This is a genomic window from Priestia sp. HNGD-A6 (genome assembly GCF_045784335.1).
In the GTDB taxonomy this organism is placed as follows: domain Bacteria; phylum Bacillota; class Bacilli; order Bacillales; family Bacillaceae_H; genus Priestia; species Priestia zanthoxyli.
Genome location: NZ_CP138621.1, coordinates 1418817 through 1442079, shown reverse-complemented (window position 1 = coordinate 1442079; position 23263 = coordinate 1418817). Strand labels below are relative to the sequence as shown.

23 protein-coding genes are annotated in these 23263 nt (G+C 38.6%); 15 read left to right on the top strand and 8 right to left on the bottom strand.

Features of this window, described 5'->3' with window-relative positions; genetic code table 11:
• Window positions 1–67 precede the first annotated feature (67 nt).
• Window positions 68–193, top strand: a complete 126-nt coding sequence (locus tag SCI76_RS07355) for a GapA-binding peptide SR1P (RefSeq protein ID WP_013056059.1) — start codon at window positions 68–70, stop codon at window positions 191–193.
• Between the two features lie 38 nt (window positions 194–231).
• Here SCI76_RS07355 and SCI76_RS07350 read toward each other — a convergent pair whose 3' ends face one another.
• Window positions 232–1707: an aminotransferase class I/II-fold pyridoxal phosphate-dependent enzyme gene (locus tag SCI76_RS07350; RefSeq protein ID WP_028414107.1), complete on the bottom strand. Its 1476-nt coding sequence runs from the start codon at window positions 1705–1707 to the stop codon at window positions 232–234.
• A gap of 531 nt (window positions 1708–2238) precedes the next feature.
• Between SCI76_RS07350 and SCI76_RS07345 the strand changes: the two genes are divergently transcribed.
• Window positions 2239–2508, top strand: coding sequence for a UPF0223 family protein (locus tag SCI76_RS07345; RefSeq protein WP_013056061.1), 270 nt, complete (start codon window positions 2239–2241; stop codon window positions 2506–2508).
• Window positions 2509–2866: 358 nt separating this feature from the next.
• Here the strand turns inward: SCI76_RS07345 and SCI76_RS07340 are convergent, their stop codons facing one another.
• Entirely contained in the window at window positions 2867–3502 is a 636-nt protein-coding gene (locus SCI76_RS07340; RefSeq protein ID WP_034266818.1) for a YktB family protein, read from the bottom strand.
• 268 nt (window positions 3503–3770) lie between these two features.
• Between SCI76_RS07340 and SCI76_RS07335 the strand changes: the two genes are divergently transcribed.
• A complete protein-coding gene (locus tag SCI76_RS07335) occupies window positions 3771–3956 on the top strand; it encodes a hypothetical protein (RefSeq protein WP_013056063.1) in 186 nt (61 codons plus the stop codon).
• A 196-nt stretch (window positions 3957–4152) separates the two neighbouring features.
• Complete coding sequence (locus tag SCI76_RS07330; protein WP_014460992.1) at window positions 4153–4959, top strand: inositol monophosphatase family protein; 807 nt, start codon at window positions 4153–4155, stop codon at window positions 4957–4959.
• Between the two features lie 108 nt (window positions 4960–5067).
• Here the strand turns inward: SCI76_RS07330 and SCI76_RS07325 are convergent, their stop codons facing one another.
• Window positions 5068–5253 (bottom strand): YlaF family protein, encoded by a 186-nt coding sequence (locus SCI76_RS07325; RefSeq protein ID WP_028414104.1) that lies wholly within the window; start codon window positions 5251–5253, stop codon window positions 5068–5070.
• Window positions 5254–5366: 113 nt separating this feature from the next.
• Between SCI76_RS07325 and typA the strand changes: the two genes are divergently transcribed.
• Together typA and SCI76_RS07315 are read left to right on the top strand one after the other, a co-directional pair.
• Entirely contained in the window at window positions 5367–7205 is a 1839-nt protein-coding gene (gene typA / locus SCI76_RS07320; protein ID WP_013056066.1) for a translational GTPase TypA, read from the top strand.
• A 160-nt stretch (window positions 7206–7365) separates the two neighbouring features.
• On the top strand, window positions 7366–7683 hold the full coding sequence (locus SCI76_RS07315; protein ID WP_013056067.1) for a YlaH-like family protein: 318 nt from the start codon (window positions 7366–7368) through the stop codon (window positions 7681–7683).
• Between the two features lie 26 nt (window positions 7684–7709).
• On the opposite strand, the gene SCI76_RS07310 is transcribed toward SCI76_RS07315, so the two are convergent.
• Together SCI76_RS07310 and SCI76_RS07305 are read right to left on the bottom strand one after the other, a co-directional pair.
• Window positions 7710–8144: a hypothetical protein gene (locus SCI76_RS07310; RefSeq protein ID WP_033578411.1), complete on the bottom strand. Its 435-nt coding sequence runs from the start codon at window positions 8142–8144 to the stop codon at window positions 7710–7712.
• A 1-nt stretch (window position 8145) separates the two neighbouring features.
• Window positions 8146–8346 carry a YlaI family protein gene (locus tag SCI76_RS07305; protein ID WP_013056069.1) on the bottom strand — a complete coding sequence of 67 codons (201 nt, stop codon included), beginning with the start codon at window positions 8344–8346 and terminating at the stop codon, window positions 8146–8148.
• 185 nt (window positions 8347–8531) lie between these two features.
• Here SCI76_RS07305 and SCI76_RS07300 point away from each other — a divergent pair, with 185 nt between their 5' ends.
• Window positions 8532–8987, top strand: coding sequence for a pyridoxamine 5'-phosphate oxidase family protein (locus tag SCI76_RS07300; RefSeq protein ID WP_028414102.1), 456 nt, complete (start codon window positions 8532–8534; stop codon window positions 8985–8987).
• 26 nt (window positions 8988–9013) lie between these two features.
• Here the strand turns inward: SCI76_RS07300 and SCI76_RS07295 are convergent, their stop codons facing one another.
• On the bottom strand, window positions 9014–9613 hold the full coding sequence (locus tag SCI76_RS07295; RefSeq protein ID WP_013056071.1) for a YhcN/YlaJ family sporulation lipoprotein: 600 nt from the start codon (window positions 9611–9613) through the stop codon (window positions 9014–9016).
• 216 nt (window positions 9614–9829) lie between these two features.
• Here SCI76_RS07295 and SCI76_RS07290 point away from each other — a divergent pair, with 216 nt between their 5' ends.
• A complete protein-coding gene (locus SCI76_RS07290) occupies window positions 9830–11158 on the top strand; it encodes a PhoH family protein (protein WP_013056072.1) in 1329 nt (442 codons plus the stop codon).
• A gap of 38 nt (window positions 11159–11196) precedes the next feature.
• Here SCI76_RS07290 and SCI76_RS07285 read toward each other — a convergent pair whose 3' ends face one another.
• Window positions 11197–11697: a hypothetical protein gene (locus tag SCI76_RS07285; protein WP_014460988.1), complete on the bottom strand. Its 501-nt coding sequence runs from the start codon at window positions 11695–11697 to the stop codon at window positions 11197–11199.
• A gap of 281 nt (window positions 11698–11978) precedes the next feature.
• Here SCI76_RS07285 and SCI76_RS07280 point away from each other — a divergent pair, with 281 nt between their 5' ends.
• From SCI76_RS07280 to pyc, 3 genes are all read left to right on the top strand, one after another.
• On the top strand, window positions 11979–12245 hold the full coding sequence (locus tag SCI76_RS07280) for a YlaN family protein (RefSeq protein WP_370506486.1): 267 nt from the start codon (window positions 11979–11981) through the stop codon (window positions 12243–12245).
• A 143-nt stretch (window positions 12246–12388) separates the two neighbouring features.
• Window positions 12389–13579 carry an FtsW/RodA/SpoVE family cell cycle protein gene (locus tag SCI76_RS07275; protein ID WP_028414100.1) on the top strand — a complete coding sequence of 397 codons (1191 nt, stop codon included), beginning with the start codon at window positions 12389–12391 and terminating at the stop codon, window positions 13577–13579.
• Window positions 13580–13712: 133 nt separating this feature from the next.
• On the top strand, window positions 13713–17162 hold the full coding sequence (pyc, locus tag SCI76_RS07270) for a pyruvate carboxylase (protein WP_033578413.1): 3450 nt from the start codon (window positions 13713–13715) through the stop codon (window positions 17160–17162).
• 39 nt (window positions 17163–17201) lie between these two features.
• Here pyc and SCI76_RS07265 read toward each other — a convergent pair whose 3' ends face one another.
• Window positions 17202–18104 carry a heme A synthase gene (locus SCI76_RS07265; protein ID WP_028414098.1) on the bottom strand — a complete coding sequence of 301 codons (903 nt, stop codon included), beginning with the start codon at window positions 18102–18104 and terminating at the stop codon, window positions 17202–17204.
• Between the two features lie 504 nt (window positions 18105–18608).
• Here SCI76_RS07265 and cyoE point away from each other — a divergent pair.
• The 4 genes from cyoE to ctaE all read left to right on the top strand — a co-directional run bounded on the left by cyoE (window position 18609) and on the right by ctaE (window position 23260).
• Window positions 18609–19547, top strand: a complete 939-nt coding sequence (gene cyoE / locus SCI76_RS07260; protein ID WP_028414097.1) for a heme o synthase — start codon at window positions 18609–18611, stop codon at window positions 19545–19547.
• A 137-nt stretch (window positions 19548–19684) separates the two neighbouring features.
• On the top strand, window positions 19685–20740 hold the full coding sequence (gene coxB, locus SCI76_RS07255; protein ID WP_028414096.1) for a cytochrome c oxidase subunit II: 1056 nt from the start codon (window positions 19685–19687) through the stop codon (window positions 20738–20740).
• A 34-nt stretch (window positions 20741–20774) separates the two neighbouring features.
• Complete coding sequence (ctaD, locus tag SCI76_RS07250) at window positions 20775–22640, top strand: cytochrome c oxidase subunit I (protein WP_033578414.1); 1866 nt, start codon at window positions 20775–20777, stop codon at window positions 22638–22640.
• Window positions 22640–23260 (top strand): cytochrome c oxidase subunit III, encoded by a 621-nt coding sequence (gene ctaE, locus SCI76_RS07245; protein ID WP_168760474.1) that lies wholly within the window; start codon window positions 22640–22642, stop codon window positions 23258–23260. Before ctaD ends, ctaE begins: the two co-directional genes overlap by 1 nt.
• Window positions 23261–23263 lie beyond the last annotated feature (3 nt).

Below are 23263 nucleotides of genomic sequence, written 5' to 3'. Positions count from 1 at the left end.
ATAATAATATAATATCAAGAGTTGTAAAACGCTTACAAAAAAAGACGGTTAAAGGGGAGTTTACAAAATGGGAACAATCGTATGTCAAACATGTAACTGCACAATTGATCATTTCGAAGATGAGAAAGTGACGCGATTATACTCAACATGTAAAAGCGGAGAATGTCAAAAAGCAGATGAAGATTTAGATTAATTCAATAAAAAAAAGGTGCGGAATTCCGCACCTTTTTTTTATTGAATTGCTTTATGTTCTTTAATGACACGAAATGTCTTTAATTCAAAATCTTCCGGACCCTGCACTGGTAAACCTGCCTCTAAGTTTGTTTCAATGTAGGTTAAATTTTCCTCAGTGATGATTTCCCCAGGAATAAAAATAGGAATACCAGGAGGATAGACCATTACAAATTCTGCAATAATACGACCTGCTGACTCATGAAAAGGTACCACTTCGGTTTCAGCGTAAAAAGCATCACGAGGTGTTAAAGCCAATACAGGAATATCAGGTAATAAAATAGCCGGTTTTGCCGTTGTCTCAGAAAGGTTATGGAATTTTGCGGATAACTCACGCAGAGCTGTGACAAGACGTGAAAGATCTTCTTCTGTATCTCCGGGCGTGATAATACATAGAATATTATAAAGGTCAGACATTTCCACTTCGATATTATGAGCTTCACGCATCCATTTTTCTACGTCATAGCCCGTAATTCCTAAATCTGAAACAGAAATAATTAATTTAGTAGGGTCTAAATCATACGTAGCTTTTGTGCCTAAAATTTCTCTGCCTATACATCGGATATGCTCAATTGTATTAATTTCTTTTCGTGCTTTTTCAGCAAGAGAAATTGCACGTTCAGCCAGCTCTTTTCCTTCTGTAGCTAGACGTTTTCGTGCAACATCTAAAGAAGCCAGCAGCAGATAAGAGGTTGATGTTGTTGTCAGCATGCTTAAAATAGACTGTACGCGTTTTGGAGAAATTAAGCCTTCGCGTATGTTTAAAATGGAACTTTGCGTCATAGAACCGCCTAATTTATGAACGCTTGTTGCTGCCATATCTGCACCGGCCTGCATAGCAGACAGAGGCAAATCATCATGGAAGTGAATATGAACGCCGTGAGCTTCATCAACAAGTACAGGCACTTGATACGAGTGGGCAATTTCTACGATTTTACGAAGGTCTCCGGAAATTCCAAAGTAAGTTGGATTGATAACAAGCACTGCTTTTGCTTCTGGGTGCTGCTTTAAGGCTTTTTCTACAGAGTCTGATGTAATACCGTGAGAAATGCCAAGATTTTCGTCAATTTCAGGATGAATAAAAATAGGCGTAGCTCCTGAAAAAACAATCGCACTCATAACAGATTTATGCACGTTTCTAGGAACGATAATTTTATCTCCAGGTCCACATGTCGCCATAACCATTGCCATAATTGCTCCGCTCGTTCCTTGAACAGAGAAAAAAGTATGATCAGCACCAAATGCTTCTGCAGCTAAATCCTGCGCTTGTTTGATAATGCCTTTTGGCTGGTGAAGATCATCAAGGGGACCGATATTAATTAAATCAATGGATAAAGCATCATCGCCAATAAATGAGCGGAATTCAGGATCCATTCCATTTCCTTTTTTATGTCCAGGGATATGGAATTGTGTTGGGTTTTTCTTAGCGTGATTAACTAATCCAGTAAATAATGGAGTTGAAAATTGAGAAGACAACTTTGCTATACACCTCTTTTATCATAAATTGTCAGTCCCTCTAAGCAAAGCTTAGAGGGACTTTGATTGTTTTTTTATCAAATTACAGCATTCAATTTTATATACCAAAAACTAATGGCTGTTGAATTATACATATTAAAATATGAGATCTTTTTTCTACAAAAGAAATTCAACAGAAATTCTACTCCGCAGTTTTCTTGATTTTAACCATTATATAAATGAATGAAACGCGTATGTTTACTACTGTTTGATAATATAAATACAATTTTTAGTTAAAAAAATACAAGTAATTGTAAACTGCTTATTACTTATTATTTTATAGTTCTTTATGTTTTGAAAATCCCCATAAAACAAAAGAATTATAGCACTTATTAACCTATTTGCAAAGATATTTTAAAGAGAAAATAAAAAGAAAAAAAAGGAGAAATTCTTTTGGGTGAAAAGAGAATAAATTTTGTGTACATTATAGATTGTGATAGAGTTAAGAATATAGATATACATAGAATGAAGAAATAAATGGAGTGATGAGAAGTGGAATATCAATACCCTATCTCCCTTGATTGGAGTACAGAAGAAATTATTGATGTAGTGAAGTTTTTTGAAAGCATTGAACGAGCTTATGAAAAAGGTATTGAGCGTGATCACCTAATGGCAGTCTATCGCCGATTTAAAGAAATTGTGCCAAGTAAAGCAGAAGAAAAAACAATCTGTAACGATTTTGAAGACCAAAGCAAATACTCTTCTTATCGAACGATTCAAAAAGCAAAGGCTGCTTCTTCTGGAGATATCATAAAAATGTAAAAAATGAGACTGGGACAAAAGTAGTTTAGCCGAAGTAAAAAACGAATCATTAATCAAATTGTTTGATTAATGATTCGTTTTTTTTGTTACGGTGAACATAGAGTTTATCTGTTTCGTTTCTTCTAGCAGTTGATTGGAAGGCAAGGCGAAGACTCCTGCGGGGAAAGCGGACAGGCGAGACCCCGCAGGAGCGCAAGCGACGAGGAGGCTCACCGGCCGCCCGCGGAAAGCGAAGCCTTGCAGGGAAATCAACGGCGGTGTCACAAGCGTTTCAGCTTATGTATTCCATTTGTTGGTCTTTCGATGAGCTTCCTTTCGTTATGTCTCACCCTCATTTTTTTATATCAATTCGTTAAAATTATGCATATGCTTTTTTAGTTAGTTCATATAATGGAGTTACCGTATGAAATGTTTGTTCAATACGAGCCATCCATTCTTCGCCGTTCATTGCAATCGCTTCTTCTTTTGGAATTGTAATGCCGCATAGGATCTCAGCTTTTTTAACCGTCTCTAGACGTTCAAACAAACTCTCTAAGTCTTCAGAAGATAAGTCGCCCATTTTTTTACTATCAGGTTTTGTATGATCTTTCGACCAAACAAACGAGTCTGGGATATTTTGACGAATCTCCTCCATGTTTTGTTTTAGCAGCTTTCCAAATTGTTCTTTAATAGGTGATTCGTAAATGACGGCGAACCACACAAAGACGTGTGTTTCCCAAAGGCCAATTTGAAAATGAGGGAGCTTTTTATACCCGCGTTTACTGTTAGCAAAGGCTACCCACGTATCTGCTGGCGGGTTAACTGTTCTTCGTGCATGTTTGGCAATGTGTACGAACATTTCATCTCCACAAAGTGAAGAAAGAGTAGGAGCAAAATGATTGCTCAATTGTTCGAATTTTGGGCGTATCGTTGTCTTGATGGCTTCCATACGTGCATCAAGCCCCTCGATACGGAATACGTTAAAGTCATCTTGTGAAAATCCTGAGAATGCCATGTGAAACCTCCGTTTTTTTAGTGAATATGTATAGCTGCTGTGCATCTATGCAAGTAAGTATGATTTACGCGAAGATTCTACCACATGAAAAGCATAAACACCAATTAATTCGCATATGCTTGTCAAAACGTGTCTATCATTTTTTTATAGGTAATCACACAATTTAGTTGCATGAGATTAGGTTTCGACATAGACTATATCAATCAAAATATCTGAAAATTTAGTTTTCTATAAGTGGGTTCAATAATTTGAGAGGGGTGTTTGAAACATGAAACAAGTGGTGAATATGTATAAGAAGAATGATGGACAAAAAAGATTAGGTGTAATTCGGTTGGAGTTAGATTACGAGTTAGCGACGTTATATGAAGCCATGATGGAGAATAATGAGGAACAAAAACAAAAATGTAAGCGAAAGCTCGAGAAACTTCGTGAAGAAATGATATCTCTTCAGTAGCAGACACGGGAATAAAATAGAACAAATATGGGTAAACTGTAAAAAAGGATTAAACTGAATGAGCAGATTCATAAGTGGTAACAGAGCACGTGGGAGAAGAAGCGGCAGTTCTTCTCCCACGTGCTCTGTTAATTGACATCTTGCAGAGGTTTTTTTAAGCTTAAAATAAGAGACGTATTTTTGAGGGGGAATTGAGATGACACAACGCTGGAAAGAAATTGATACATACGTTAAAGAGTGGCTAAAAGAAGCTGGACAAAAAATTCAACAGTCGTTTAGTAAAGAACTTCTCATTCAAACGAAATCGAATCCAAATGATTTAGTAACAAATATGGATAAAGAAATTGAACAGTTTTTTATCTCAAAAATCAATGAAACCTTTCCGGAACATCATATTCTCGGAGAAGAAGGATATGGGGAAGAGCTTGAATCAGAAGAAGGAACGATTTGGATTATCGATCCGATCGACGGTACGATGAACTTTGTTCATCAGCAGCGAAATTTTGCTATTTCCATCGGTATATTCGAAAATGGTGTAGGACAAGCAGGTTATATTTATGATGTTATTCATAATGAGCTGTATCATGCTTTAAAAGGACAGGGCGCGTTTATGAATGACATCCAATTGCCGAAACTTGAACCTGTACCAGTTGAAGAAGCTATTATTAGCTTAAATGCAACGTGGGTGACGGAGAACCGCCGTATTGATCCTTCCGTATTAAGTCCGCTTGTGCGTAAAGTAAGAGGGACCCGTTCATATGGATCCGCAGCTATTGAGCTTGCTTACGTAGCGGCTGGACGCTTGGATGGATACATTACTTTACGTTTGGCTCCATGGGACTTTGCTGCCGGTAAAGTGTTGATTGAAGAAGTTGGAGGAGTCATGACGGATTTAGAAGGGAAGCCGTTAGAGATTCTTGAAAAAAGCAGTGTATTTGTAAGCAAACCAACATTACATGACGAAATCTTTCGTACGTACCTTGAAGGAAAGTGGAATAAATAAAATAGAAGTGAAGACTTACGTGTAGTCAAAGAATTTTGTGATGAAAAAACGTCATGAACCATTTTGATGTTGCAAATGGCCATGACGCTTTCAATCATCGCAAAAAAATTACAGCTGCCCTTTTTCTCGCATTTTTTTCTTAGTCGTAAAGCCAAGACCCATTACAACAATTAAAGCTACGATAGCTAAAATGACCCCGAGAGCGCTTCCTTCTCCGATAAATATGCCAATTGACATAATAGCTGCAGTTGCGATGAATGCATATAAAACAAATACCCACTTAATGTTTCTCATGTTGATTCCTCCCATTTGTAACGGATATTTATAGTGTACAACAAAATCATTCTGCAATTCTAGAGTTAGTGTGATATAATAGCTTAGTTATTACAAGCATAGGAGTGAAATGCGTGAACATTCGTAAAGATTTACGTAATATTGCCATTATTGCCCATGTAGACCATGGGAAAACAACGTTAGTAGATAAATTATTACATCAGTCCGGAACATTCCGTACTAATGAGCATGTTGAAGAACGTGCGATGGATTCAAATGACCTTGAGCGTGAGCGTGGAATTACAATTTTAGCGAAAAACACAGCTATTAATTATAAAGATACGCGTATCAACATTATGGATACGCCAGGACATGCTGACTTCGGTGGAGAAGTTGAGCGTATTATGAAAATGGTAGACGGTGTTCTACTTGTAGTAGACGCATACGAAGGATGTATGCCTCAAACGCGCTTTGTATTGAAAAAAGCGTTAGAGCAAAACTTAACGCCGATTGTTGTTGTTAACAAAATTGACCGTGACTTTGCTCGTCCAACTGAAGTAGTTGATGAAGTAATTGACTTATTTATTGAACTAGGTGCAAGTGAGGAACAAATTGAGTTCCCTGTTGTTTATGCTTCAGCAATCAACGGAACGGCTAGCACGAACCCAGAAAAGCAAGATGAGAACATGTCATCTCTATTTGACTCAATCATCGAGCACATTCCAGCACCAGTAGACAACAGCGACGAACCGCTTCAATTCCAAGTGGCAATGCTTGACTACAATGACTACCTTGGTCGTATCGGTGTAGGGCGCGTATTCCGCGGAACAATGAAAGTAGGCCAGCAAGTTGCATTAATGAAGCTTGACGGTACGGTAAAACAATTCCGCGTAACAAAATTATTCGGTTTCCTAGGCTTAAAGCGTGTTGAAATCGAAGAAGCAAAAGCAGGAGACCTGATCGCTGTATCAGGAATGGAAGACATCAACGTAGGTGAAACAGTATGTCCGTTTGACCACCAAGATGCACTGCCAATTTTACGTATTGATGAACCTACTTTACAAATGACGTTCTTAGTAAACAATTCACCGTTTGCTGGTCGTGAAGGTAAATTTGTTACATCTCGTAAAATTGAAGAGCGCTTAATGTCTGAACTTGAGACAGATGTAAGTTTACGCGTGGAAAATACTGATTCACCGGATGTATGGGTCGTTTCAGGACGTGGAGAACTTCATTTATCTATTTTAATTGAAAATATGCGTCGTGAAGGATATGAGATTCAAGTATCAAAACCTGAAGTAATCGTTCGTGAAATTGATGGGGTTCGCTGTGAGCCAGTTGAACGTGTGCAAATCGACGTGCCTGAAGAACATACGGGTTCTATTATGGAATCAATGGGTGCTCGTAAAGGTGAAATGGTTGATATGATTAACAACGGAAGCGGTCAAGTTCGTCTGATCTTTATGGTTCCTGCACGTGGTTTAATCGGTTATACAACTGAGTTCTTATCGTTAACTCGTGGATTCGGTATCATTAACCATTCATTTGATAGCTACCAACCAATGCAGCAAGGTCAAGTTGGAGGTCGCCGTCAAGGTGTGCTTGTTTCTATGGAAAGCGGTAAATCATCTACTTATGGAATCCAAGGCGTAGAAGACCGCGGTACAATTTTCGTGGAGCCAGGTACAGAAGTATACGAAGGTATGATCGTAGGAGAACACACTCGTGAAAATGATATCGTTGTTAACATCTGTAAAATGAAGCAAATGACGAATATGCGTTCTGCTAACAAAGATCAAACAACAGGTATGAAAAAACCTCGTATTATGTCTTTAGAGCAATCACTTGAATATTTAAACGAAGATGAATATTGTGAAATCACACCAGAATCTATTCGTCTACGTAAAAAAATTCTTGATAAAAATGAACGTGAAAAAGCAGCGAAAAAGAAAAAATACGCTGACACGAAATAATAAAAAAAGGAAGTCGTTAGCTTTATTTGCTAGCGGCTTGTTTTTTATCAATTATATCAGAATTTTCTATTTTTTGAAAGCGTTTTATAAAGAGATAATTTGGAAAGGAAAAAGGTGGATTATATCGAATAATGTAAAGTAAGGAATAGGGGGAAGGAAGATGGATGTAAAAGAACACCTTTCATTTTTTGCTGCTTTGTATCAAGTAGATGAACATGCAAAAATAGGAATGTGGCTGTTATACTTTACTATTTTAGGGCTATCTGTTCTTGTGTACAAACTCGGGTTTGCAAAGAAGCTGCCGCTTTTAAAATCTGTGGTTATTTATCTATTTTTAGCTTTTGGATGTACGATTTTAACGTTTTTAGGCATTTTTTTACCTGTAGCTGAAGGGCTTGTGGTTGCAGCGCTTGTATTAATTATTTATAAAATACGGCTGTATCAGGCTAAAAAGCAAAACTCCACGTTGGGTTCATAAAAGACTACATAAAAAGACGCTTGTAGCTACAAGCGTCTTTTTAGTATGATATAGCCGAAGACAAGAGCGGCTGCGAAAATTAAATGGCCAGCTGTCCAATAAAAAATTGCTACTGCATCATCCACCGCAGGCGTAGGCTTAAGCGCAAGCAGCGTCAACGGAAAATACAAAGGAATGGTTGGAAGTGTTAATAAAAAAGAACACAATACGATTTTTCGAATAGACATATTGTTTAATTTACCTACTATGTAAACAAAAACGATCCCAATTGCAACGGCAATGAATAAATGAAAAACAAACTCCACCCATTCAGGCCATTGAATAGGGCCAATGATAGGAATAAAATCAACATTTAATAAAAGGGTATAAACTTGTTTGCCGGTTAGCCATTCTATCCATTTCAAACATAGCCCAAGGATAATCCCGCTGAACATGCCAATACTTATTCCTAAACGGAGCACCTTACCAATCCTCCTCTGTCTTTTTCGACTCATATAGTTTAAAGTTACCAGTAGCTATGCGTTCTTTTGTTCGTTTTTCAATCCGTTCAGAACATTCATTGCACATATATGTATGGATAGGACGGTTGCGCAGTCGTTTTGCCACGAGCGTTTCATCCTCAATTGTTTCAATTTTATCGCACATGACACATTGTACTCTCATTTCTATCACCTCAACTTCTCTATACATCATTCTAGCCGAAAATTCTTGTTTTATAAAGTTTTTTTGCGGTGCTATCTCTCGGGAGAAAAGGAACGATAGGAAAACATTCCTAAAGAAGCAGGTAATTTTGCTTGTTAGCTCGAAGATAGTAACTAGTAAGTACATAAACAGTAGGAGGGATGAAAATGGCCAACGAAGTCGAGACTCAATTAGTAGATGCATTATACGATGAGCTACAGACAGAGAGATTTGCAACCATTTCAACTATTGATTTTGAAACAAACGCTCCAAATGTTAGTGCCATTTCGTGGTTAGTAGCTCCGACTAAACAAAAAATTCGATTTGCCGTAGATGTCAAATCGAGGATTGTAGAAAACATTAAACATACGAATAAAGCAGTGGTAAATATTCTTGCTAATGAATCATGCTACTCAATCAGCGGAATAGCTGAGGTAGTGCAGGAAAAGTTAGAAGGAGTAGCTTTAAAGCTGACACTAATTGAACTAGATATTAATGAAGTAAGAGATGTCATGTTCTATGGCTCTAAGATTTCAGTAAACCCTTCATATGAAAAGACCTATGATCCAGTAGCAGCCGCTAAACTCGATAAGCAAGTAATTGAAGCGATAAAAAAAGCTTAGCAGCGGCCTGCCGCTAAGCGACTTTCTTATTCATTTTTTTGAAGGTGATTATTAGATTGTTTTTCCTGCTCATTCTTTAAATTTTGCTCTTGTTTATTATTTAATTTTTGATTGTTTGTATCTGTTGAACTAGGATTTCGGCGGATTTCTTCTGCAAATTCAGGCATCACTCGGTTTACAATGGCTGCTAATTCATCTAAAAATCCTGTAACCGGCCGACCTTTGCGAATTTCATTTCCAATTTGTTTTAGCCGAGCGACCGTATCAGGATCTGCAATAACAACAGAGTTAGCGCCGTACGGATCAGCTTTCAGACCTTCGGCAACTGTATATTTGATTGAACTTACTTCTGAACGATCAATATCTTTGCCGACGTCAATGCCTACGATTGCATACTTGCCGAGCACAATGGCAGTAGCATCATTTACATTCGGAACGCTTGAAGCCAGTTCAACTAAATGCGCTGATATTTCATTAGCAGTACGCTTGTGAGAGCGTTCAGGAGATGAATTTTTGACCTGTACAATTCGATCTGTCTTTTGCCCTTCTTCAACGTCTGCTTGATTATTGTTGCAGCCGGTTAGTGTAATAAAACATAAGCTAATGGATAGAAAAAATTTGTTCATGTGGGAGACTCCTCCTTATGAATGACTCATTTTTTGTAGTAATTTGTATTTAGTTTCTAATAGTTCTTCTATCTTTATACACGTGTTCATATATTTAAAGAAAATGGTCCGTCCATTTAAGGTCACTTCACACATGTGCGTTACATAGTATATAAATGGATGGGTGCCTTGTTTCACTCCTTACAGGAAAAACAATCGGAGTAGGAGGCTGAATTATTGGGAAAAATTTATGTATTAGATACGAATGTTTTATTACAAGATCCGCATTCAATTTTTTCATTTGATGATAACGAAGTAGTGATTCCAGCCGTTGTACTAGAAGAAGTTGATTCGAAAAAAAGAAATATGGATGAAGTCGGACGAAATGCAAGGCAGGTATCCAAACTCATTGATAACTTGAGACAACATGGAAAGTTATATGAGAAAATCCCGTTAGAAAATGGGGGCCATTTGCGAATTGAACTCAATCATCGCTCTTTTCAACAGCTTCAAGAAATCTTTGTGGAAAAAACAAATGATAATCGGATTTTAGCTGTTGCTAAAAATTTATCCCTTGAAGAGGAAACAAAAGAAGATGGACGTGAAGTGATACTAGTGAGTAAAGATGTGTTGGTACGTGTGAAGGCTGACGCAATCGGTTTAAGAGCAGAAGATTTTTTAAGTGATCGAGTAGTGGAATTCAATAGTATTTATACAGGCTTTTCAGAAGTCTATATTGCAAAAGAACTGCTGAGTCAATTTTACGAAAAAGGAGAGCTGCTAACGTCTCAAATTGCAAACCACTCCTTTTTTGCAAATCAATTCTTAGTGATGAAAGATGCATTTGGAGGATCCGGATCAGCCATCGGCATTGTCGATCAAACAACAACGAAAGTAAAAAAACTTTTATTTGAATATGATCATATCTGGGGAATTAAACCTCGAAATGTTCAGCAAATTATGGCGTTAGAACTTCTTCTTAGAGACGACGTTCAACTGGTCACGTTAATTGGAAAGGCAGGTACGGGGAAAACGCTGCTTGCTTTAGCTTCAGGACTTATGCAGACGGAAGATCTAGGGTGTTTTAAAAAGCTGCTTGTAGCTCGTCCAATTGTTCCTTTAGGGAAAGATATTGGATTCTTGCCAGGAGAAAAGCAGGAGAAGCTTCGTCCATGGATGCAACCAATTTATGATAACCTAGAGTACTTATTCAACACTAAAAAACCTGGAGAACTGGATGCGATTCTAGCGGGGCTGAGTTCAATAGAAGTGGAAGCCTTGACGTATATAAGAGGCCGAAGTATTCCGGAACAGTTTATTATTATTGATGAAGCACAAAATTTAACGAAGCATGAAATTAAAACAATTTTAACAAGGGTAGGGGAAAAGAGTAAAATTGTGCTTATGGGAGATCCGGCTCAAATTGATCATCCTTATTTAGATGAGTATAACAACGGATTAACGTACGTAGTTGAAAAGTTTAAAGAGCAAAAAGTATCGGGCCACGTTCGGTTAATCAAAGGAGAGCGCTCCGGGCTAGCACAATTAGCAGCTGATATTCTTTAAAAAAAAGTGGGGTCCCTTTTGGAACCCCACTTTTTTTATTATGTAACGATGATTTCTTCCACATATTTAATAGGGTTATTTCGGTTAGATCCGTCCGGTAAATAGACATAGATAGGCCCGTCTTCTCTAAGAGGCTTTCCGTCTTGGCTGAAACCAAAGATTAGTTTTTGCGCTTCTTCTAATGAAAAAGAAATCAGCGCGTCTTTTGTTTTAAATGAAACGTTGGTAGCGTCTTCAGTAGGTGAAGCGTTTGCTAGAAAAGGTGCAAATAAAATCCCAAATGTTCCATTTACTAGCTCCTGTTTTTTGAATTTCTTTTCGGTTTTTAACGTAGGAGGAAAGACGGCTCCTTCTTGAATTTCACGGTCCCAATGCTTAGAAACAGCCTTTGTGTACGCTTCTGTCTCATCTTTTTGCTCCGGTGGATGTTCAAAGAAAACGTCCATATCGAGCTTGCGGTCATCGAAAATCCACACGCTTGGGTCGAGTGTCAGCGTATATTTTACTTTTCCTTTTAACATAATAATTGAATTCATCATAAATGCCCCCTTGCTAAAAGTATAAGCGCTTTCTCCTTATTTGTCACTTTGATGAAAAAATTTAGTTGAGAGTGATTCTCGTATGATATAATGTAAGAGTCAACGAAAGTGCGAAATTTCCTACATCTATGGTAATGGTTTTGAGAAAGTAACAGTATAAAAAAGACGGCCAGCCTCACGGACATGTTTATCCTTGCTTTTTTGGAGCATAGCCTTTAAAATTGAGAGATAGATTAGGTAATCGCTCGCGAACGGAGGGATTGAGTTTGACGCCTGAGACAATGATAGATCATCGTGAAAAAGCGTATGCGTTGTTAAAAGCTGATGCAGATAAGATTTTGCAATTAATTCAAGTTCAAATGGATAACTTAACAATGCCACAATGTCCTCTCTATGAAGAGGTTTTAGATACACAAATGTTTGGTTTATCAAGAGAAATTGATTTTGCAGTTCGTCTTGGTTTAATTGATGAACGTGTTGGAAAAACATTGCTAGACCGCCTCGAGCGTGAACTTTCTGCACTGCATGAAGCGTTTACAAAAAAATAAAAATCACGCGATCGAAACTCAAACTATATACAAACGTAGTTTGAGTTTTTTATTACAGGTGGTTGAAATTTCCTAATTTACTCAAATTTGTACATAAAAGATGAAACGAAACAGAAACACGTCATTTTTAAAGGAAGAGGGTTATGGTAAAAAAAATATTTAGGCATTTTGACTATTCAATTGTAATTCCAGTGCTGCTTCTTTGTGCGGTTGGACTAGTTATGGTTTACAGTTCAAGTATGATTGTAAGTATTACAAGATATCATACGTCAAGTGATTTCTTTTACAACAGACAAAAAATGTGGCTTGCGTTTACGCTTGTATTGTTCATTTTAACAATGCTAACACCTTACAAGCTGTATCCTAAAATACTGCCTTATGCGATTCTGGGCATTTTTGTACTGCTTTTGCTTGTGTTTGTAATGGGGCATACGAGTAACAATGCGCAAAGTTGGCTGCAGCTTGGCGGAGCAAACATGCAGCCGGCTGAGTATGCCAAGCTTGTTGTCATTTTATACTTATCGTATGTTTTGTCTAAAAGGCAAGAGTATATTGACAACATCAAAAAAGCTTTTTTTGGACCTATGGGTCTTGTATTTCTAATATTAGGTTTTGTAGCGATTCAGCCTGACCTTGGAACGGGATCAATTATTTTTGCGATTTCCGTTACCATTATGCTATGTTCGGGAATCTCTAAAAAAACCTTTTTCCGCATGTTAGCACTAGGTATTATTTTGCTTACGGTCATTATTACGATTGGTTTTTTTACAGGTCAGTTTACTGCCAATCGAATCGGCCGTTTTACCGGTGCGTCAGATCCGTTTGCTAATGCTCAAGGAACCGGTTATCAGCTGGTTAATTCATATTTAGCAATAGGTACAGGAGGCTTAAAAGGCCTTGGTTTAGGAGAAAGTGTACAAAAGTATGGTTATCTTCCCGAGCCCCATACCGATTTCATTATGGCCATTATTGCAGAAGAATTAGGATTCTTTGGAGTTATGCTCGTGCTGGGCCTTTTAGGCTTCTTAATTTTCAGGATTTTAATGCTGGCTAAAAAATCTCAGGATCCGTTTGCTAGCATGATTTGTATTGGAGTAGCCAGTATGATAGGTATTCAAACAGGCATCAACCTTGGAGGGCTTACGGGACTCATTCCGATTACCGGCGTCACGCTTCCGTTTATCAGTTACGGAGGGTCTTCGCTGCTAACGCTGATGGTGTCTATGGGAATTATTGTAAATATTTCATTTTTCGTAAATTATCAAAATAAAAAACAGAAAAATACGGAAAATATCGTGCTACATCCGAACAATACATCAACAACAAGCGATTGATTTTCGTAAAAAAATTGTGTAAAAAAAGCAAAAATTTATTGGAATTTTATTATTTTCCATTGATTTTTGCTTTTCTTTTATCCAATTTTGCTATATATTGAAGTTTATACGAAATTGAGAGGAGATTAGCAACATGAGTTTTGTAACTAAAAAAATCAAAAAAGTATTAGTAGCAAACCGAGGAGAAATTGCGATTCGTGTATTTCGAGCATGTACTGAACTGAATATTCGGACTGTTGCAATTTATTCGAAGGAAGACGCAGGTTCTTATCACCGTTACAAAGCGGATGAAGCCTATTTAGTAGGAGCGGAGAAAAAGCCGATTGATGCTTATTTAGATATAGAAGGCATCATCGACATTGCTAAGTCTCATGATGTAGATGCTATTCACCCTGGCTATGGTTTTTTGTCAGAAAATATCCAATTTGCAAAACGTTGCGAAGAAGAAGGCATTATTTTCATTGGCCCAAAATCCAAGCATCTTGATATGTTTGGCGATAAAGTAAAAGCACGTCATCAGGCTATTCAAGCAGATATTCCCGTTATTCCTGGTACAGATGGTCCTATTGATTCAATTGACGAAGCAAAAGAATTTGCTAATCAGCATGGATATCCTCTAATGATCAAAGCAGCTTTGGGCGGAGGCGGTCGAGGTATGCGTATCGTTCGCGATGCAGACAGCCTGAATGAATCTTATGATCGTGCCAAATCAGAAGCAAAAGCGGCTTTTGGTAATGATGAAGTATACGTCGAGAAACTAGTTGAAAATCCAAAACATATTGAAGTGCAAATTTTAGGTGATGAACAAGGAAATGTTGTGCACCTTTACGAACGCGACTGTTCAGTGCAGCGTCGTCACCAAAAAGTAGTAGAAGTAGCACCAAGTGTTTCTATAGATGAAGACTTACGTCTCCGCATTTGTGAAGCAGCTGTGCAGCTGATGGAAAAAGTGCAGTACATAAATGCTGGTACAGTTGAATTTTTAGTATCAGGAAACGATTTTTATTTTATTGAAGTAAATCCACGTGTTCAAGTAGAGCACACAATTACTGAAATGATTACAGGTATTGATATCGTTCAATCGCAAATTTTAATTGCGGACGGCTACGCACTTCACAGCAAGGAAGTGTCTATTCCTGCACAAGACCAAATTCACGTACATGGATATGCAATTCAATCTCGTGTAACGACAGAAGACCCGTTAAATAACTTTATGCCGGATACGGGTAAGATTATGGCTTATCGTTCTGGTGGCGGTTTTGGCGTACGTTTAGATACGGGAAACAGCTTCCAAGGTGCTGTCATTACGCCGTATTATGATTCACTGTTAGTAAAAGTAACAACATGGGCCTTAACATTCGATCAAGCCGCATCAAAAATGGTACGGAACTTAAAAGAGTTTCGTATTCGTGGAATTAAAACCAATATTCCATTTCTTGAAAATGTAGTAAAGCATGATAAGTTCTTAACAGGCGCTTATGATACATCCTTTATTGATACAACGCCTGAACTTTTCGTCTTCCCTAAGCGAAAAGACCGCGGAACTAAAATGCTTACATACATTGGGAATGTTACGGTAAACGGATTCCCGGGTGTATCGGAAAAGAAAAAGCCAATCTTTACGAAACCGCGTGTTCCTAATGTCGATATAAAACAACCAATTCCAAACGGAACAAAGCAGATTTTAGATGAAAAAGGCGCTGAAGGGCTAGTAAATTGGGTGAAAGAACGCAAGGAAGTGCTATTAACGGATACAACCTTCCGTGATGGCCATCAGTCTCTTTTAGCAACGCGTATTCGTACAAACGACTTAAAACAAGTAGCTAACCCAACTGCACGCTTGCTTCCGGATTTATTTTCTATGGAAATGTGGGGAGGAGCAACGTTTGATGTCGCTTATCGATTCTTAAAAGAAGATCCGTGGGATCGCTTGCTTACTTTACGTCAACAAGCGCCAAACGTTCTTTTCCAAATGCTTCTTCGCGCGTCAAATGCGGTTGGATATAAAAACTATCCTGATAATGTAATCAAGGAATTTGTTGAAAAATCAGCTTATGCAGGTATTGATGTTTTCCGTATCTTTGACAGCTTAAACTGGGTGCAAGGAATGACTCTTGCAATTGACTCTGTTCGTCAAACAGGGAAGATTGCAGAAGCAGCGATGTGTTATACAGGTGATATTTTAGATCCGACGCGCCGTAAGTATGATTTGGATTACTACAAGAACTTAGCAAAAGAGCTTGAGCAGTCTGGAGCACATATCCTAGGCATTAAAGATATGGCGGGTCTTTTAAAACCACAGGCAGCTTATGATTTAGTATCGGCTCTAAAAGAAACGGTTGATATCCCAATTCACCTTCATACGCATGATACAAGCGGAAACGGTGTATACACGTATGCAAAAGCAATTGAAGCAGGTGTAGACATTGTAGACGTAGCCGTAAGCTCAATGGCAGGCTTAACGTCTCAGCCGAGCGCTAACTCTCTTTATTACGCATTAGAAGGTGCGGACCGCAGACCAAATCTGGATATTAAAAATCTAGAAGAGCTTTCTTACTATTGGGAAGACGTGCGAAAATATTACCAAGACTTCGAAAGCGGGATGAATGCTCCTCATACGGAAGTGTACGAGCATGAAATGCCAGGCGGTCAATATAGCAACTTACAGCAACAAGCAAAAGCAGTTGGTTTAGGAAACCGCTGGGATGAAGTAAAAGATATGTATTCACGCGTGAATTTGTTATTTGGTGATATTGTAAAAGTTACGCCATCATCAAAAGTAGTTGGAGACATGGCATTGTTTATGGTTCAAAACAATTTGACAGAAGAAACGCTGTTTGAGCGCGGTGAAACGCTTGACTTCCCGGATTCCGTTATTGAATTGTTTGAAGGGTATTTAGGACAGCCTCACGGGGGATTCCCTAAAGAGCTTCAGCGCATCATTCTAAAAGGCAGAAAACCTATTACAGTTCGTCCTGGAGAACTGTTAGAAGATGTGGATTTCGATGCAGTGAAAGAAAAGCTATTTAAAGACTTAAATCGTCAAGTGACGAGTTTTGACGCCATTGCTTATGCGCTGTATCCAAAAGTATTTATGGATTATCACAAAGCAGTCGAACAATACGGAGACATCTCTGTTCTTGATACACCGACTTTCCTATACGGCATGCGTTTAGGAGAAGAGGCTGAAATTGAGATTGAAAAAGGAAAAACCTTAATCGTTCGCCTTGTATCCATTGGAGAACCGCAGGCAGACGGTACGCGAACAGTATACTTTGAATTAAACGGTCAGCCTCGTGAAGTCGTGATTAAAGACGAAAGTGTCAAAACAACCGTTACGGCAAAACAAAAAGCCGACCAAGGAAATCCGGCCCACATTGGCGCTTCAATGCCTGGAACCGTTATTCGAGTAGTAGTAGAAAAAGGCGATAAAGTCTCAAAAGGTGATCACTTAATGATCACAGAAGCAATGAAAATGGAAACAACCGTGCAAGCACCATTTGACGGCGTGATTAAACAAGTACACGTATCGAATGGAGATGGCATCCAGCCGGGAGATTTATTAATTGAATTAGAAAGCTAATCAAAAAAGGTACGAGCTCAGAGCTCGTACCTTTTTTGATTAATTATGTGTATGACGCGTTGCAAGTAAGGTCAAGTAGCTTAATACACCGAATAGGAAAGAGATAATTAAAGAATGAGCAAGCGCGAGCTCTAGCTGCAGACGTGTGACAACAACAAGCATACCGGAAACCGCCTGAAAAATAACTAGAATGAGAGCAGCTAACCATCCGTAAAAAATATTTTTTTGATGACGATAATATTTAACTGCATGGATAAAGGCAGCTAAAATCCATACAAACGTTAAAACAGCAGCGGATCGATGTCCCATTTGAATCCACTGATTCAAATCAACGGGTAGCCAACCGTTTCCGTTTGAACAAAATGGAACGTCTGGACAGGCTAAGCTAGCTTCTTTATGGCGAACAAGCGCGCCCGTGTACACAACGGCATATGTGTATAAGATAACCCCGTAAATATGTTTTTTCATTTTAGAGCCTAGCTGCATATTAGCTGTGTCGAGCTTTTGATCCACTTCAAAAATGATAAGTGTTAACAGCAGTACAGAAGCAAACGAAATAAGGGAAATACCAAAATGAAGAGCAAGCACCGCATCTGATTGCCCCCACATAACGGCAGCGGCCCCAATTAATGCTTGCAGTACTAGGAAGAAAAAAGAGATAAACGCTAAAGGTCTAACTTCTTTTATATGTCCTAGTGAAATCCACGCCCATACGCATAAAGCGAGTACAAGAAAGCCCGACACGCCAGAAACTAAGCGGTGGCTTAATTCAACAACGGTTTCAAATGTTAAAGGGTCGGGAATGAGCTGTCCGTTACACAGAGGCCAAGAATCTCCGCACCCGTCTGCTGAACCAGTTTTCGTAACAAGAGCACCGCCAAGTAGAATAAGTAACATGGCTATGCTCGTCACAACGGATAAAAACTTTAATCCAAGTCGCACAATAATCACCATCCTAAAAGCAAAGTAAGTAATATAACGAGCTAAACATTTTATCCTAATCTTTTTGTATATTAAACATAAATTTCATTTATTCTCCATAAACTTGATTGAATTTGTTATAATGGTAGAAAGTGTAAGGGTTGTTCATGAGTTTGACTCTGCAGATATGTAAAAGGTACCGTACAGAAAACTATTTTACTTGCAGAAATATCTTTTAACAAGTGACAGGGACATGCATTTAGCTCATGACAAAAAAAATCCATATTTTTTTCATGAATTCTTCACAAAGTAACGGCAAAATATGGTTTAATAAACATGAGAAATAGATAATTCTCTACTATTTTATCGTTTACATGTGAAGCTTTTAAGTAGTTTCGGTGAGAGGAATATGACTTCTTTGTGAACAAAGAGGAGATTTTTGTAAAAATATGTTGAAAACGCCTTCATTTATAGACTCTTTATTTACTAGATAAAAGTCTGTGGATGAGTAAAGGAGGAAGCGCCATGGAAGATTCAAAAATGGTGGAAGATTCAACGCTTTCTGCATCGCCTAACACAGCTCATGTAAGCGAAAATAGTTCCATTTGGTCAGATTTTTTAGCTACGATTAAAATCGGAATAGTCAACTCAAATTTCATCACCACCTTTACTGGTTTTTGGCTAGCTCTTTTCTTCAACGAACAACACTTCTTAGAAAACCTGGATAAAGCATTTTTTACTTTAATAGGTTCTTCACTTATCATCGCCGGTTCATGCAGTTTGAACAATTACATAGATCGTGACATTGACCCTCTAATGGAACGAACAAAGGGACGACCTACAGTGACAGGAAGCTTTACACCTTTGACGGTCCTTGGGATTGGAATCGGTTTGACGTTAACCGGCTTGCTTATGCTACTAGTTGTTTCTTCCGTAGCCGCTCTCATCGGATTAGCAGGAATACTTACATATGTAGTTCTTTACACCATGTGGTCCAAAAGACTATACACAATTAATACAGTAATCGGAAGTATATCAGGCGCTGTCCCGCCATTAATTGGATGGGCCGCTATCGATCCCAATTTACACGTAGTGGCTTGGGTATTATTTTTAATCATGTTTATTTGGCAGCCGCCTCATTTTCTAGCTCTTGCTATGCGAAGATGTGAAGAATATCGAGCAGCGGGAATCCCTATGTTGCCTGTTGTACATGGTTTTGAGCTTACAAAACGACAGATTCTCATTTGGATTGCTTGTTTGTTGCCATTACCTCTTTATTTATACGAATTAGGCATTCCATTTCTAATTTTGGCCACTGTTTTAAACATAGGATGGCTATTTTTAGGATTTGCTCAATACAATAAACAAGAAGACACAAAGTGGGCTAGCATGATGTTTGTCTACTCACTAAACTATTTAACTATTTTATTTGTCTCAATGATTGTCGCAACGCTTTTTGCCTAGATAAAATCTTTCACTGAATGCGACGCTGCACAAGGGGGATTTCTTCTACATGTAGAATTCATTATAGAAGGAATAAGTTTTATGCTCAAGAGGGCATAGATGAAATCACGTCAATGAAAGAGAGGTTGGGGAATGGTATGAAAAAATGGCGATTGAACTTTCGTGTTTTGTCGTTATTTACGCTGCTTGCATTCGTGTTATCGGCCTGTGGAAAACCGTTTTTGTCAACACTTAAGCCTGCAGGTGAGGTAGCTGAAGAACAATATTCGCTTATGCTTCTTAGTACAGCCATCATGGTTTTAGTTATTATTGTGGTCACCATTATCTTTATATTTGTTATTCTGCGCTTTCGTCGTCGTAAAGGCGAAGAAAACGTGATTCCAAAGCAAGTGGAAGGAAGCAGAAAGTTAGAAATTATATGGACAGTGATTCCTATCTTGCTGCTCATTATTTTGACTGTTCCAACGGTCATCTCAACATTTAAGCTAGCGGACGTAAAAGGAATGAAGGACAAAGATGCTGTCGTAGTAAATGTGCGTGCTAACTTGTACTGGTGGGAATTTGAGTATCCTAATCAAAAAATTATTACATCCCAAGATCTAGTTGTTCCAACGGATAAAAAAGTCTACTTTAATATTAAAGCTTCTGACGTCAAGCACTCATTCTGGATTCCTTCAGTTGGAGGAAAGCTCGATGCTAACACAGAAAATGATAATAAATTTTGGCTAGTGTTTGATTCTAAAAAATCGAAGGAAGCTAACGGGGTTTTCTACGGAAAATGTGCTGAGCTTTGCGGTCCATCTCATTCTCTTATGGACTTTAAAGTACGGGCTGTATCAAGCAATGAATTTGATACGTGGGCAAAAGATTTGAAAAAGGCAAAGCCTGATGTAGAAACAGCATCCGCAAAAGCGGGTCAAGAGGTCTTTAATGAAAGCTGTATCGGATGCCATGCTGTTGATGTCAAAGACAATCGTCCAGAGCAAGCTCGTCAAGCACCAAACTTAGCCGGTTTTTCTGAACGTGAGCGTGTAGCCGGAGTGCTTCCTCACAACAAGGAAAATATCAAAAAATGGTTAAAAAACCCTGAGAAAGTTAAGCCGGGTAATAAGATGAGTGGTACATATCCTGACTTAACTGATGAACAAGTAAATGAGCTAGCAGACTATTTAATGAGTTTAAAAGAAAAATAAACGTCCAGTCGTTTTTAAAAGGGGAGGTTTAGCGATGAGTACACTCAGTCAAAAGAAGGGTGTAGGTGGAACAATTTGGGACTTTATGACAACTGTGGATCATAAGAAAATCGCCATTCTTTATTTAATTGCCGGCGGTATCTTTTTTCTAGTCGGAGGAGTGGAAGCGCTATTTATACGTATTCAGCTGGCTATACCAAGCAATGACTTTGTTAGTGCAGGAACGTATAATGAAATTTTAACAATGCATGGAACAACGATGATTTTCTTAGCTGCCATGCCGCTTCTTTTTGCTATGATGAATGCAGTTGTTCCGCTGCAAATCGGAGCTCGAGATGTAGCATTTCCATTTTTAAATTTGTTAGGTTTTTGGTTGTTTGCCTTTGGGGGACTCTTTTTAAATCTAAGCTGGTTTTTAGGAGGAGCACCTGATGCAGGTTGGACATCATATGCTTCGCTGTCTATTGCATCGCCTGGTCACGGAATTGATTTTTATGCGATAGGTTTGCAGATTTCCGGAGCCGGGACATTGATTTCAGGTATCAACTTTCTCGTAACAATCATTAACATGAGGGCGCCAGGTATGACTTATATGCGTATGCCGCTGTTTACGTGGACGACGTTTGTTGCATCAGCTCTTATTTTGTTTGCGTTTCCAGCACTGACGGTTGGATTGTTTTTAATGATTTTTGACCGCTTGTTCGGTGGAAACTTTTTTGACGCCACAATGGGTGGAAATACGATTATCTGGGAACATCTTTTCTGGATATTCGGTCATCCGGAAGTATATATTTTAATTCTTCCAGCGTTTGGTGTTTTCTCAGAAATTTTACCTACTTTTTCAAGAAAGAGATTATTCGGATACTCGTCGATGGTTTTTGCTACCGTATTAATCGGATTTTTAGGGTTCATGGTGTGGGCTCACCACATGTTTACAACCGGACTTGGTCCGATTGCAAATGCCATTTTTGCTGTCGCTACGATGGCCATCGCCGTTCCAACTGGAATTAAAATTTTCAATTGGCTGTTTACGCTTTGGGGAGGAAGTATTGAGTTTACGTCTCCAATGCTTTACGCTGTCGCCTTTATTCCGTCATTTGTTATCGGGGGAGTAACAGGAGTTATGGCAGCTGTAGCACCTGCAGATTATCAATTTCAAGATTCTTATTTTATCGTTGCTCACTTCCATTACGTTATCGTAGGCGGTGTCGTATACGCTATATTAGCAGGTGTCACATACTGGTGGCCAAAAATGTTTGGCAAGATGTTAGATGAAAAGTTAAGCAAAGCAACGTTCTGGCTCTTTTTGATTGGTTTCCACTTAACGTTCTTTATTCAGCATTTCTTAGGTCTAATGGGGATGCCTCGCCGCGTATGGACGTTCTTGCCTAATCAAGGTCTCGACCTTGGGAATGCAATCAGTTCATCAGGAGCTGCTTTCATGGCGGTTGCTACGCTCATTTTACTTGTTAACATTATAAAAACCACTGCCAAAGGACAAAAGGTAGGAGGAGATCCTTGGGGAGACGGACGTACATTAGAATGGGCTATTTCATCTCCGCCACCAGAGTATAACTTTAAACAAACGCCGCTTGTACGCGGGTTAGATGCATATTGGATTGAAAAAATGGCAGGAAATAAAGAAATGACGCCAGCCGAACCTCTTGGTGATATTCATATGCCAAACTCATCGTTTATTCCATTTATGATATCGCTTGGGATGTTTATTGCAGGGATTGGCTTTTTGTATCGAAATGATCATGCGTGGGGAGATGTTGTAGGGATTATCGGAATGATCGTCATGTTTTTATCGATGTTCTTCCGTTCATGGATTGATGATCACGGCTTTCATATTCACAAAGAAGACTTAGTTGATGATGACAAGGAGGCGAAGATGTAATGGAGACTGAACAAAAGCTAACCGCTGAAACTTTCCCTGCTTCGCCTGAAAAAGCAACGCTTGAAGGGAAAAATAAATTCACCGGCTTTTGGCTCTTTTTAGGCGGGGAGACGGTTTTGTTTGCTTCACTTTTTGCTACTTATTTAGCTTTGCGCAATTCAACGATGTCAGGACCTAAGCCGGAAGAATTGTTTGATATTAAGCTTGTTTTTGCAGCAACCATGATTTTATTAACAAGTTCACTAACAAGCGTATATGCTATGTATCATATGAAAAATTTTGAGTTTAAAAAAATGCAGCTATGGTTAGGCGTTACGTGGCTTTTAGGTTTAGCGTTTTTAGGGCTAGAAATCTATGAGTTCAGGCATTATGTTCATGAAGGGCATACGTTTACAAGCAGCGCATTTGGTTCTTCTTTCTACGCGCTGGTTGGGACACACGGAGCTCACGTAACGTTCGGACTGCTTTGGATTGGTTCTTTGATGATTCGAAATGCGAAGCGAGGGCTAAGCTTATATAACGCTCCTAAATATTATGTCGCAAGTTTATACTGGCACTTTATCGATGTTGTGTGGGTCTTTATTTTCACGGTTGTATATTTAATGGGAATGGTGGGATAAGCT

Coding starts and splice junctions, on each gene's coding strand:
- SCI76_RS07355 (WP_013056059.1), top strand. CDS start 68: ATGGGAACAATCGTATGTCAAACATGTAACTGCACAATTGATCATTTC.
- SCI76_RS07340 (WP_034266818.1), bottom strand. CDS start 3,502: ATGGCATTCTCAGGATTTTCACAAGATGACTTTAACGTATTCCGTATC.
- SCI76_RS07335 (WP_013056063.1), top strand. CDS start 3,771: ATGAAACAAGTGGTGAATATGTATAAGAAGAATGATGGACAAAAAAGA.
- SCI76_RS07330 (WP_014460992.1), top strand. CDS start 4,153: ATGACACAACGCTGGAAAGAAATTGATACATACGTTAAAGAGTGGCTA.
- SCI76_RS07325 (WP_028414104.1), bottom strand. CDS start 5,253: ATGAGAAACATTAAGTGGGTATTTGTTTTATATGCATTCATCGCAACT.
- SCI76_RS07315 (WP_013056067.1), top strand. CDS start 7,366: ATGGATGTAAAAGAACACCTTTCATTTTTTGCTGCTTTGTATCAAGTA.
- SCI76_RS07305 (WP_013056069.1), bottom strand. CDS start 8,346: ATGAGAGTACAATGTGTCATGTGCGATAAAATTGAAACAATTGAGGAT.
- SCI76_RS07300 (WP_028414102.1), top strand. CDS start 8,532: ATGGCCAACGAAGTCGAGACTCAATTAGTAGATGCATTATACGATGAG.
- SCI76_RS07295 (WP_013056071.1), bottom strand. CDS start 9,613: ATGAACAAATTTTTTCTATCCATTAGCTTATGTTTTATTACACTAACC.
- SCI76_RS07285 (WP_014460988.1), bottom strand. CDS start 11,697: ATGATGAATTCAATTATTATGTTAAAAGGAAAAGTAAAATATACGCTG.
- SCI76_RS07280 (WP_370506486.1), top strand. CDS start 11,979: ATGATAGATCATCGTGAAAAAGCGTATGCGTTGTTAAAAGCTGATGCA.
- SCI76_RS07275 (WP_028414100.1), top strand. CDS start 12,389: ATGGTAAAAAAAATATTTAGGCATTTTGACTATTCAATTGTAATTCCA.
- pyc (WP_033578413.1), top strand. CDS start 13,713: ATGAGTTTTGTAACTAAAAAAATCAAAAAAGTATTAGTAGCAAACCGA.
- cyoE (WP_028414097.1), top strand. CDS start 18,609: ATGGAAGATTCAAAAATGGTGGAAGATTCAACGCTTTCTGCATCGCCT.
- coxB (WP_028414096.1), top strand. CDS start 19,685: ATGAAAAAATGGCGATTGAACTTTCGTGTTTTGTCGTTATTTACGCTG.
- ctaD (WP_033578414.1), top strand. CDS start 20,775: ATGAGTACACTCAGTCAAAAGAAGGGTGTAGGTGGAACAATTTGGGAC.
- ctaE (WP_168760474.1), top strand. CDS start 22,640: ATGGAGACTGAACAAAAGCTAACCGCTGAAACTTTCCCTGCTTCGCCT.